Below are 12033 nucleotides of genomic sequence, written 5' to 3' on the forward strand. Positions count from 1 at the left end.
GGGATACCAGGATTTGAACCTGGGAATGCCAGGATCAAAACCTGGTGCCTTACCGCTTGGCGATATCCCAACAATAACAATTGATAGTTTTAATTCTTATCAAGAATTATGGTGCGGAAGGAGAGACTTGAACTCTCACATCCTAAGATACTGGAACCTAAATCCAGCGCGTCTACCAATTCCGCCACTCCCGCACACAAGGTAGTTATTTTAAACTCTTCATTGAGCAACAAAAAAATATGGTGGCTAAGACGGGATTTGAACCTGTGACCCCATCATTATGAGTGATGTGCTCTAACCAGCTGAGCTACTTAGCCATCTTTTTTTGTTAGCACTTCATCGCTGAGTGCGGGGCGTATTATGCTGATATGACCCAAATTCGTCAACACCTTTTTTGCAAAAAAACACTTAACTGTGTTTGTTTGCAGGAAAATTAAGCTAAGCGGCTAAATTTTAATAAAAATGATGATTTTTTGAGTGCAATCCACATACAAAATTTGTCGCTAAATAAAAAAAGCAAAAACCAATAGTTTGAAGCTGTTTGATTATTCAACAAATTATTACGCTCTGGTTAAATCTTAACATTAATTTGTTTAAGAGGTACTTATTATTGAGGTTTGATCTTCTGCGGAGTGTGTTTTTTAAATTAAACGTAGGCATTTAGGTTGGGGCTATATCAATTTTATAAGTTTATAACGTTGGAGGTACAAAAAAGGCTCGTAAAAACGAGCCTTTAAAATTATTACCAATACTAATTTGGTTTCATTTAACTTATACGTTGAACAAGAAGTTCATTACATCGCCGTCTTTAACAATGTACTCTTTACCTTCTTGACGCATCTTACCTGCTTCTTTTGCGCCGCTTTCACCTTTAAAGGCAACAAAGTCGTCAAAAGCAATCGTTTGCGCACGAATAAAGCCACGCTCGAAGTCGGTATGGATTTTACCCGCTGCTTGTGGCGCTGTTGCACCTACAGGGATTGTCCATGCACGCACTTCTTTAACACCCGCAGTGAAATAAGTTTGTAATTGTAGTAATTCATAACCACCACGAATAACAAGATTAAGGCCGGGCTCTTCTAAGCCAAGATCAGCCATAAACTCAAGCTTGTCTTCGTCATCTAATTCTGAAAGCTCAGATTCGATAGCAGCACATACAGGAACAACAATCGCATCTTCTGCTGCAGCAATAGCGCGTACACGGTCAAGGTATGGATTATTTTCAAAACCATCTTCAGCAACGTTTGCAATATACATAGTTGGTTTAATAGTTAAGAAGTTGATAGAGCTGATTGCTGCTTTTTCTTCTTTAGTTAATGCTAAAGCGCGTAAAGTTAAGCCTTCATCAAGATGCACTTTTACTTTTTCAAGTACTGCATTTTGCTCTTTGGCGTCTTTATCACCACCTTTTGCTTTTTTTGCGTTACGGAAAAGGGCTTTTTCAGCGCTATCCATATCAGCAAGTACTAACTCAGTGTTGATTACGTCAATATCGTCAGCAGGGTCAATAGTGCCTGCTACGTGAATGATGTTTTCATCTTCAAAACAGCGAACTACGTGGCCAATTGCATCGGTTTCACGAATGTTAGCTAAAAACTGGTTACCAAGGCCTTCACCTTTAGATGCGCCTTTTACTAAGCCAGCAATGTCTACAAATTCCATACTAGTGGTAAGAACTCGTTGAGGATTAACAATTTTAGCAAGTTCGTCTAGACGAGGATCTGGCACAGGTACCACACCTGTATTAGGCTCAATGGTACAAAAAGGAAAGTTAGCGGCTTCAATACCCGCTTTAGTTAGTGCATTGAAAAGCGTTGATTTACCTACGTTAGGCAAGCCAACGATGCCACATTTAAAACCCATAGTAAGATACCTTGTTTAGAATTCGTTTAAACGGTGTACTTGGACCCAAGTTACTAGGGTTTAAACGAATGTAGTCTGTTTTGTGCTTTTAACACACCATCTTTTGCAAGTATTTCCATGCAACGAACTGCTTCATCAACAGCAGCATCCATTTTTTCTTGGTCTTCTTTGGCCGCTTTTCCAAGCACCCAACCAGTTACCATTTCACGATGCCCCGGATGACCTACACCAATGCGCAAGCGCATAAAGTCTTTTTGATTTGCCATTTTTGCAATAATGTCTTTTAAACCATTATGACCGCCATGCCCGCCACCTTTTTTTAATTTGGCAACGCCTGGGTCTAAATCCAATTCGTCATGGGCAACTAAAATGTCCTCGACAGGGATTTTGAAAAAATTAGCTAAACTACTGACCGCTTTACCACTTAAATTCATGTAAGTAGTGGGGATCAATAATTTGAATTCTTGGCCTTGAATGATCACTTTGCCTGTAAGGCCGTGATATTTAGGATCGTGTTTTAGAGTGCAGTTATAGCGTGCAGCGATTTGCTCGATGAACCAAGCACCTGCATTGTGGCGTGTGTTTGCGTATTCGGGGCCTGGATTAGCCAGGCCCACAAGCATTTGAATAGAATTCAAGGTTGCGAGACCTTAAATATTATTCTGCTGCTGCAGCGTCGTCTTCAACTGGAGCTGCTTTGTTTGCTTTGATAGTCAGGATAGACTGATCATGGCCTTCGCCTTTAGCTAAATCTACAGAGCTAACGCCTTTAGGGAAAGTTAGGTCAGAGATATGAACTGAATCGCCAACAACAAACTTAGAAACATCTACTTCAATGAATTCTGGAAGTGCTTTTGGAAGACACGTAATTTCAACTTCAGTTAACTGGTGAACAACAGTTGCGCCAGCTTTAGTTACAATCTCTTCACCGATGAAGTGTAGAGGAACTTTAGTTTGAAATTTATGAGTAGCATCTACACGTTGGAAATCAAGGTGAGTAAGCTTAGGCTTGAATGGGTGACGTTGGATATCTTTTAAGATTACTTCAACAGCTTCGCCATCAACGTTAAGCGTAAGGATATGCGTGTAGAAACCTTCGTCTTCTTGAGCTTTGATCATATCTTTATGAGCAAAAGTAAGAGATAAAGCTTCTTTATCAGCTCCGTAAAGGATTGCAGGAACTTTGTCTTCGCGACGTAGGCGGCGGCTCGCACCAGTACCAGTTTCTACGCGAAGTTCAGCGTTATACGTATAAGTTTTGTTAGACATGATGTCTCCAGTTATTTAAATGTGTAGGGCCTTTGCGACCAAGGTCCCTAGCCAAAAGGCGCGCTATCATACCACCACGCCCAGATAAAATAAACATCGCTTACAAAAAAAGCGCCAAAAGGCGCTTTTATATTCAGGAATGTTTAATTTTAGTGTTCAAACATCGCTGAGATAGATTCTTCGTTACTAATACGACGAATAGTCTCTGCTAACATGTCAGCAAGCGTAAGTACCTTAACTTTATCAAGGGCTTTAAGCTCATCAGATAGCGGAATTGAGTCAGTTACAATTACTTCATCAATCATTGAGTCACGTAAGTTTTCGGCTGCTTTACCTGAAAGGATAGGGTGCGTTGCGTATGCAAATACACGCTTAGCGCCATGTTCTTTAAGTGCTTCTGCGGCTTTACACAATGTACCACCGGTATCAATCATATCATCTACGATAATACAATCACGACCTTCAACGTCACCAATAATGTGCATTACTTGAGAAACATTTGCTTGAGGGCGACGTTTATCAATGATTGCTAAATCGGTATCGTTTAGTAGTTTTGCAATTGCACGAGCACGTACAACACCACCAATATCTGGAGATACAACAACGACGTCTTCAAAGTCGCGTTCTTTCATATCTTCAAGTAATACAGGGCTGCCAAATACGTTATCTACAGGTACATCAAAGAAGCCTTGGATTTGTTCAGCGTGTAAATCAACCGTAAGAACACGGTCAACACCAACACTTGATAAGAAATCTGCAACAACTTTAGCGGTAATTGGAACACGAGCAGAACGTACACGACGGTCTTGGCGCGCATAACCAAAATAAGGAATGACGGCAGTAATACGACCTGCAGATGCACGACGTAGAGCATCAACCATAACGATAAGTTCCATAAGGTTATCGTTTGTAGGGGCACAGGTTGATTGCAAGATAAAAACGTCCGAGCCACGAACATTTTCATTTATTTGAACACTGATCTCACCGTCGCTAAAACGGCCAACAACAGCATCGCCTAATTCAATATATAAACGTTTTGCAACTTTTTGAGCTAACTCAGGTGTTGCGTTACCAGCGAAGAGCTTCATGTCAGGCACGGTAGGGTTCCTCAGGCACTGAATATTTGGACTAACGGGCAATGATAAATATCACTGCGGGTTAACTTATGATTACTTGTACGTTACTTCATTGATCGAATATGGCGGTTAACTCCGTATGAGCAGGTGAGACATTTGCGCTTGAAGCCACAAAACCCTGCCAAGTATGGGGGAGATTTTCAAGTACATCTTGTGCTTGAACTTGACTAGCAAATTCGACAAAACAACATGAACCTGTTCCGGTCATCTTCGACGGGGCGTATTTTAGCAACCACTGGAGGGTTTTTTCAACCTCGGGGCAAAGCTTTTTAACTAAAGGCTCACAATCGTTGGTCAAAGTATGGTGTTTCCAGTCGCCTATTATTTTTGGTGTGTCGCGTTTTAAATCTGGATGTGTAAATATTTTTGCGGTACTTACATGTTGGTTAGGGTGTACAACGCAGTACCATTTTTGTTCAAGTGTTACGTGGTGTAGTTTTTCACCAATACCGTGCGCTATGGCGCTTTGACCTTGTATGAACACTGGAACATCTGCCCCTAACTTGAGCCCTAGTTGAGCTAGTGTTTCTAAATTTAGTGCCAATTTCCATAACTTATTTAGGGCTAATAAAGTACTCGCTGCGTCAGATGAACCTCCTCCAACACCGCCCCCCATCGGCAAGCGCTTAATTAAATTTATTTTTACACCCAAAGAGGTTTTACAGTGTGTTTGTAATAATAAAGCCGCTTTATAGATAAGATTATCATTTAGAGGGATGTCTTTAGTATCACCACCGACAGAAATACTCCCATCTGTTGTTAACTCAAAATGCAGCTCATCACCAAAATTTAAAAAAGTAAATAAGGTTTCAAGTTCATGATAGCCATCTTCTCGGCGAGCATTAATGTGTAAAAATAAATTGAGTTTTGCCGGAGCAATAAGTGAAAAAGAGGTTTTGTTATTCATACTTATTTAAACTGCCAATCGTATAGTTGAATTTTAATTTTTATTTGTTGGTGCTTTAACGTCAGTTTAGTAGGTAACCAGTAACCTGCGTTTTGTACATAAGTGCCATAATCTATTTGCCATTTTTTGCCTGTATTATCAAACCATAATACTTGCTTTGCACGCCCAAGCTCATCAACAATTAAACTTTCATCGTCAATAGTGCCTTTAAGCCAGTTATCGGCATTATCAACCGGTAGTGTAAAACCCGTTAATCGTTTTAAAAGCTCTGCAGCGTTAGTATCAAAGTATTGTTCACCGTCAAACTCTAATTCAGCACCGTTAGCTGTTTGTTTAAGCGACAAAATACGAGTACCAATAAAAGTAGTCAGTATTAAATTATTGGAATTTGTTGTTTGCTGCCAATTTAAGTTTGCAGATTGACGCTCTTCTGGGCTAATAAATGCAAGTTTACCTTCTACTTGCCAAGTTTTTTGAGCAGCTAAACGTGGTTTCCAATCATCATAAAGTGTTGTTTTTGTATCAATTTGATGAGCACAGCCACCTAAAAACAAAAAAAACATGAATAAAATCAAATATTGTCGAATCAAATGTTGTTCCTTACTTTCCATATTCCGCTGATTTTTGGTAAAATTACCGCCTTTGAAGTAGGGCTCAGCAATATTTGGCAAATATGACCATAATAGCACTAGGTATAAATCACAAAACCGCATCCGTAGAATTACGTGAAAAAGTGGCTTTTTCGCCTGAGCAAATTTCAGAGGCGTTGCAACAATTAAGTGGCCATGCCGACTTTAATGAAGCGGTTATTGTGTCTACCTGCAATCGAACCGAGATCTATTGTAGCCTCGCTCAGCAAAATTCCCAAACACTGTTGAGCTGGCTTGCCAGTTTCCATGGTTTGGATGAACATGAACTGAGCAAAAACATTTATTGTTACGAAGATAACGATGCTATTAATCACTTAATGCGCGTGGCGTGTGGGTTGGATTCTTTAGTGTTGGGCGAACCGCAAATTCTGGGGCAAATAAAGCAATCGTTTTTTAGTGCTAAAAACCACGATGCAGTAGGTGTTACGTTTGATAGGTTGTTTCAAAAAACATTTTCGGTAGCGAAACAAGTTAGAACTGAAACCGATATTGGCGCAAGTGCGGTATCGGTAGCGTTTGCTGCAGTTAACTTGGCAAAGCATATTTATGGCAAGCTTGATAAGACCAATGTGTTATTAATTGGCGCAGGTGAAACCATTGAATTGGTTGCTAAACATTTATACCAAAATGAGCCTCAAAATATCACTGTTGCAAATAGAACTATTGAGCGAGCTCGTAACTTAGCTGACGAAGTGTCGGCAGATGTGATTGCTTTGGCGCAATTGCCTGAGCGTTTGCATAAAGCCGATATAGTGATTAGTTCTACAGCCAGCACTTTACCTATTATTGGTAAAGGGGTGGTTGAGCAAGCGCTAAAGCAGCGACGTCACAAACCTATGCTATTTATAGATATAGCGGTTCCCCGTGATATAGAAAGCCAAGTTGGGGAGCTAGATGCTGCCTATTTATATTCCGTTGATGACTTACAAACCATTGTAAGCGAGAATATGGCAGCGCGCGAGCAAGCTGCACAGCAAGCGCAAATAATTATTACTGAACGCACCAAAGAATTTGCAATGTGGATGCGTTCACTCGATTCGGTAGATTTAATCCGCCATTATCGAAATGATGTACAAACAATTAAGTCTGAACTTGTAGAGCGTGCTGTTAGTCAGCTCAATACAGGTAAAGATGCAGAAAAAATTATATTAGAGCTCGCCAATAAATTAACCAATCGCTTAATGCACGCGCCTACCCGTGCAATACAAGATGCAGCGAAAAAAGGTGAAGTGGCGCAGCTAAACCAGTTGAAAAAAATGTTAGGTATTGATCAGGAATAACCGTTAAATGAAAGAGTCTGTTTATAATAAATTAGAAACCTTAGTAGAGCGTTACGAAGAAGTACAAGCGCTGCTAAGCGACCCGTCGGTCATTAGTGATCAAAACCGTTTTCGTGCGCTTTCAAAAGAGTATTCTGAGCTTGAAGAGATTGTAAAAACGTTTTTAAACTATAAAGAAACGCAAGACGATTTAGCCAGTGCAGAAGAAATGCTTAAAGATTCTGACCCTGAAATGCGTGAAATGGCGCAAGAAGAATATAAAGAAGCAAAAGCACAAATACTAGTGATTGAAGATCAAATTCAAGTATTAATGTTGCCAAAAGATCCGCGAGATAACAACAACGTGTTTGTTGAAGTACGTGCAGGGACGGGCGGCGATGAAGCGGCTATTTTTGCTGGTGACTTATTTCGTATGTACAGCCGCTACGCAGAAAATAAAAAATGGAAAGTAGAAGTTGTAAGCACCAATGAAGGTGAGCATGGCGGTTACAAAGAAGTTATTGCAAATATCAGTGGCGAAGGCGTTTACGGTCAATTAAAGTTTGAATCAGGCGTACACCGCGTACAACGTGTACCAGAGACTGAATCACAAGGTCGTGTTCATACCTCAGCGTGTACTGTTGCGGTTATGGCAGAAGTACCAGAAGCTGAAGCGATACAAATTAATACAGCAGATTTAAAAGTTGATACATTTCGTGCATCAGGCGCAGGTGGTCAGCACGTAAATAAAACTGATTCTGCTATTCGACTTACACATATACCTACCGGTGTTGTGGTTGAGTGTCAGGATCAGCGTTCGCAGCATAAAAACCGCGCTAAAGCGATGTCAGTACTTGCAGCTCGACTGCAACAAGCTGAAGATGAAAAACGCCATGCGGCAGAAGCTTCTGAACGTCGTGACTTGGTAGGTAGTGGCGATCGTTCTGAGCGTATTCGTACTTATAACTACCCGCAAGGTCGTATTACCGATCACCGTATTAACTTAACACTTTATCGTTTAAACGAAGTGGTAGCCGGTGATTTAAGTGCGATTATTGACCCATTAATGCAAGAGCATCAAGCTGACTTACTTGCGGCCATGGGCGACGAGTAATTGTGGCTCACACTCTTGAACAAGCAATTGCTGCAGGTGCTGACTTATTAGCATCTAGCAGCGAAAGTGCTAAATTAGATGCACAAGTTTTACTTCTTCATATACTTCAAAAACCTCGCAGTTACCTTTTTACTTGGCCAGAACATGTGCTTAGTGATGAGCAACAATCGCAATTTAATGTATTTATCCAAAGACGTTTAAAAGGTGAGCCCGTAGCCCATATAACTGGGCTGCGTGAATTTTGGAGCTTATCGCTTGAAGTTAACGCAACGACCCTAATACCTCGACCAGATACTGAAACATTAGTCGAGCAAGCACTTGAAATAGCGCTACCCGCTACAGCAAAGGTGCTTGATTTAGGCACTGGTACTGGTGCAATAGCGTTGGCACTGGGTAGTGAAATGCCTAGTTGGCAAATTACTGCAGTAGATAGAGTAAGCGATGCAGTTGCACTTGCTACACGTAACCAGCAGCGATTAGCGATTAATAATGTACATGTTAAACAAAGTAACTGGTTTAGTGAGTTGCATGGCGAAAAATTCAATTTAATTGTCACGAACCCTCCTTATATAGAAAGTAGCGATATACATTTAAATCAGGGTGATGTGCGCTTTGAGCCTTTATCGGCATTAGTGGCTGATGATTGCGGAATGTCTGATATTAAACAAATAATTACACAATCACGTGACTATTTGTCATCTAATGGCTATCTTTTAATAGAACACGGTTTTGAGCAAGGTGAAGCTGTTCGTCATTTCTTTGAAAAAATGGCGTTTGTTAATATTAAAACAGTGAAAGACCTTGGTAACAATGACCGTGTAACACTTGCACTGTGGCCCTAGAGAATAATAATTGCCTACTAGTGCGTTAAATAATGCCATGAAGGAATTTCGACTATGATGGGTGATTTTTTATTTTCAGATGAACCAGAAGAAACAATCGATGAGATTGAACACGGTACCTGGAAAGTATTAATCGTTGATGATGAACCTGAAGTTCATGCTGTTACAAAACTAGCACTGAGTGATTTTGAGTTTCAAAATAAACGCTTAGAGTTTATTAGTGCCTACTCAGGTGCTGAAGCGAAAGAGCTCATAAAGGAGCATCCAGATGCCGCTATTGTGCTACTTGATGTGGTAATGGAAACCGACGACGCTGGTTTGCAGGTTGCTAAGTTTATTCGTGAAGAAGCTAAAAATAATCATATACGGATTATTTTAAGAACGGGCCAACCTGGCCAGGCACCTGAACGCCAAGTCATTATTAATTATGATATTAACGATTACAAATCGAAAACTGAGCTAACGGCTCAAAAATTATTTACTGTTATTATGTCGAGCCTACGCTCGTATCGGGATATTATTTCGATTGAGCAGTCACGCGAAGGGCTTGAGAAAATAATTATAGCGTCTCGTGATATTTTTTCTGCGCATTCAATAGAGCACTTTATTGAAGGCGTTATGCAGCAATTAACATCTTTATTGGGTATTGCTGATCAAGCTATGTATGCCACCACTTTAGTTGCACAAAACCCAGAACATGAAATAAATAAAAAACTAATAGTTTGCTCTGGCACTGGCGATTTTGAAAAAAGTGAAGGTAAAGAGCTTGATGAGGTATTACAAGCTGAGCAGTTAAGTGCGTGTCATCAGGCGCTAAATGATAAAAGTATCATTTATAAAGATAATTACTTATTTGCGTACTGCAGTAGTGAGTACAATCATAACTCAATGCTGTTCATATCAGGTGTCCCAAAGGATTTAACGGATACTCAGCGTCATTTAATCAAAATATTTTCTCAAAATGTGCAACTTGCCTTTGAAAATGTGCAGCTTCAGTCTGAAATAGAAGCGACACAACAAGAGCTTGTTTATAGGTTAAGTGAAGCAGTTGAGCAGCGATCAACCGAGACAGGTAATCATGTTAAACGTGTAGCACATATTTGTCATATTTTAGCTGAGGGCTATGGTTTATCTAAACATGATGCAGATTTAGTAAGATTGGCGTCGCCTCTTCATGATGTAGGTAAAGTGGGCATTCCTGATGCGATTTTAAACAAACCAGCAAAGTTAGAACCTCAAGAATGGGAAGTAATGAAAACCCATACTGATAAAGGCTATACTATTTTAAAAGACTCTCCCCATGAAATTGTGAGTACAGGTGCAATTATTGCAAAAGAGCATCATGAAAAATGGGATGGGTCTGGTTACCCACAAGGTCTAAGCGGAAACGCAATTAATGTATTTGGCCGTATAGTCGCACTTGCTGATGTATACGATGCACTTCGCCATAAACGGTGTTATAAAGAGCCTTGGACATTACAAAATGTGGTTGATGAAATTAATGCTCAAAAAGGCACACATTTTGAACCAAAAATGGTTGAAGTATTTAACGAAAAGCTTGATGAGTTAGAGGCGGTTCTTAGCCGTTTTCCTGATTAGATTTTTATAAAACAGAAGTACAGGGGCATATGGATTATTTAGCAGTAAAGCACTCGCACATGGCAATTGCGATGTTAAGTGTAATATTATTTTATGTTCGCGCTTTTTCGCGGATGGGCAGTGGTAAATTAGCAAAAAATAAAGCGGTAATGATTGGTAGTCACAGTATAGATACTTTGTTATTAGTGTCTGCACTTACGCTTATATTTATGGCTAAAATTAATCCGTTTGAACAATATTGGCTATTAGAAAAAATAGTTTTAGTGGTTATATACATCGGTATTGGGGCTAAAAGCGCCCGACAAACTAAAATGGCGGCTAAAGTTGCTTACGTTTTAGTTAATACCGCTGTTATTTTAGCGATAGGTTATTTAGCGACGTCTAAATCAGCTTTTTTGCTTTAAGTAATACCTGACTATTTGAGCTTTATAGTTGTTTTGTAAAGCTCAAATACAACTCCCTCTCAGAAAATATTCAAATACACCTCTATATTGGTATATAGCTTTAAAGTTAGGTAAACTACGCCTTCGTTTTCTAAAATGTTGCAGTATTAATGACTACCCTCGGGTTTGACGAACACGATGAATCTTATCTTGATGATGCTTACGATGAATTTACACCTCCAGCGATTTACCGCTGTATTAAAGCAGAGTCAAAGTGGGACCCTCAGATAGATTTAACACCATGTTATGAAACTTTAACTGACTTTGAACAGCAAATTTCAGCGCTGTGTTTAAAAGTGAGTGATGAGCACGATCGCCTCGAAAAATTATTAGATATGTTTTACAGTGATTGGCTATTTAGTGCATCAGGTCTAAAAGTGCCTGAATATAAATTAAATACATTAAGCTATACGCTTTCTATGCGCAGTGGTTCACCTACAACACTGGCAATTATACTTTGTCATTTTTTACAACAAGCTAACTGTGACGCGAACCTTAGTCTTACCCAAGGTGATGTTGGCGTACATGTGGCGATTAGTGACGAAGAAGGCTACATAATAGAGCCAAGCAGTGGACAACAAAGTTGGTATATTATCCCTGAAAACGCAGATGAAGATGATGGTCAAGAGCAAGAGCCACTAGAACTGATTTTTGATGACGAAGTATATAAGTTATTTTTAGCTCAGCAAAAATGGTCTTTCATTAGCGAAAATAAATTTGGTCATGCTTTAACCTGTGTAGAGATGCTAATGGAGTTAATAGGCGACGACCCGTATGAGAGACGCGACAGAGGTTACTTATTAAATCAGCTCGGTTGCCCTAAAATGGCACGTGATGATTTACAGTTTTTTGTAGATGAGTGTCCGGACGATCCTGCAATAGAGATTATTCAACACCAAATAGAAGAACTAGAAGATAATAATAAAACGCACCATTAAGAATAGGAATAAT

12 protein-coding genes and 2 tRNA genes are annotated in these 12033 nt (G+C 39.7%); 6 read left to right on the forward strand and 8 right to left on the reverse strand.

Annotated elements, in window-relative coordinates:
• Positions 1 to 109: 109 nt before the first annotated feature.
• From QMA08_RS10780 to lolB, 8 genes are all read right to left on the reverse strand, one after another.
• Positions 110 to 194: transfer RNA gene (locus tag QMA08_RS10780), tRNA-Leu, on the reverse strand.
• 46 nt (positions 195 to 240) lie between these two features.
• A tRNA-Met gene (locus QMA08_RS10785) sits at positions 241 to 317 on the reverse strand.
• A 454-nt stretch (positions 318 to 771) separates the two neighbouring features.
• Positions 772 to 1863 (reverse strand): redox-regulated ATPase YchF, encoded by a 1092-nt coding sequence (ychF, locus tag QMA08_RS10790; RefSeq protein ID WP_002958547.1) that lies wholly within the window; start codon positions 1861 to 1863, stop codon positions 772 to 774.
• A gap of 53 nt (positions 1864 to 1916) precedes the next feature.
• On the reverse strand, positions 1917 to 2501 hold the full coding sequence (pth, locus tag QMA08_RS10795) for an aminoacyl-tRNA hydrolase (protein WP_002958548.1): 585 nt from the start codon (positions 2499 to 2501) through the stop codon (positions 1917 to 1919).
• A 19-nt stretch (positions 2502 to 2520) separates the two neighbouring features.
• Positions 2521 to 3132: a 50S ribosomal protein L25/general stress protein Ctc gene (locus QMA08_RS10800; protein ID WP_002958549.1), complete on the reverse strand. Its 612-nt coding sequence runs from the start codon at positions 3130 to 3132 to the stop codon at positions 2521 to 2523.
• Between the two features lie 149 nt (positions 3133 to 3281).
• Positions 3282 to 4229 (reverse strand): ribose-phosphate pyrophosphokinase, encoded by a 948-nt coding sequence (locus tag QMA08_RS10805; RefSeq protein ID WP_002958550.1) that lies wholly within the window; start codon positions 4227 to 4229, stop codon positions 3282 to 3284.
• An 88-nt stretch (positions 4230 to 4317) separates the two neighbouring features.
• Positions 4318 to 5175: a 4-(cytidine 5'-diphospho)-2-C-methyl-D-erythritol kinase gene (gene ispE, locus QMA08_RS10810; protein WP_154903382.1), complete on the reverse strand. Its 858-nt coding sequence runs from the start codon at positions 5173 to 5175 to the stop codon at positions 4318 to 4320.
• 2 nt (positions 5176 to 5177) lie between these two features.
• Positions 5178 to 5765 carry a lipoprotein insertase outer membrane protein LolB gene (gene lolB / locus QMA08_RS10815; RefSeq protein WP_033020640.1) on the reverse strand — a complete coding sequence of 196 codons (588 nt, stop codon included), beginning with the start codon at positions 5763 to 5765 and terminating at the stop codon, positions 5178 to 5180.
• 83 nt (positions 5766 to 5848) lie between these two features.
• On the opposite strand from lolB, the gene hemA reads away from it, so the two are divergent.
• From hemA to QMA08_RS10845, 6 genes are all read left to right on the forward strand, one after another.
• Complete coding sequence (gene hemA, locus QMA08_RS10820; protein ID WP_175413900.1) at positions 5849 to 7105, forward strand: glutamyl-tRNA reductase; 1257 nt, start codon at positions 5849 to 5851, stop codon at positions 7103 to 7105.
• Positions 7106 to 7112: 7 nt separating this feature from the next.
• Entirely contained in the window at positions 7113 to 8198 is a 1086-nt protein-coding gene (gene prfA, locus QMA08_RS10825; RefSeq protein ID WP_002958554.1) for a peptide chain release factor 1, read from the forward strand.
• Positions 8199 to 8200: 2 nt separating this feature from the next.
• Positions 8201 to 9040, forward strand: coding sequence for a peptide chain release factor N(5)-glutamine methyltransferase (gene prmC / locus QMA08_RS10830; protein ID WP_149602955.1), 840 nt, complete (start codon positions 8201 to 8203; stop codon positions 9038 to 9040).
• Between the two features lie 54 nt (positions 9041 to 9094).
• A complete protein-coding gene (locus QMA08_RS10835; protein ID WP_188085202.1) occupies positions 9095 to 10639 on the forward strand; it encodes a response regulator in 1545 nt (514 codons plus the stop codon).
• Positions 10640 to 10668: 29 nt separating this feature from the next.
• Positions 10669 to 11043: a SirB2 family protein gene (locus QMA08_RS10840; RefSeq protein WP_024605422.1), complete on the forward strand. Its 375-nt coding sequence runs from the start codon at positions 10669 to 10671 to the stop codon at positions 11041 to 11043.
• A 149-nt stretch (positions 11044 to 11192) separates the two neighbouring features.
• The gene (locus QMA08_RS10845; protein WP_002958558.1) at positions 11193 to 12020 is read left to right on the forward strand and encodes a tetratricopeptide repeat protein; all 828 of its coding nucleotides are present in this window, start codon (positions 11193 to 11195) and stop codon (positions 12018 to 12020) included.
• Positions 12021 to 12033: the final 13 nt, after the last annotated feature.

Source organism: Pseudoalteromonas sp. APC 3355 (assembly GCF_030407615.1).
Lineage (GTDB): Bacteria > Pseudomonadota > Gammaproteobacteria > Enterobacterales > Alteromonadaceae > Pseudoalteromonas > Pseudoalteromonas distincta.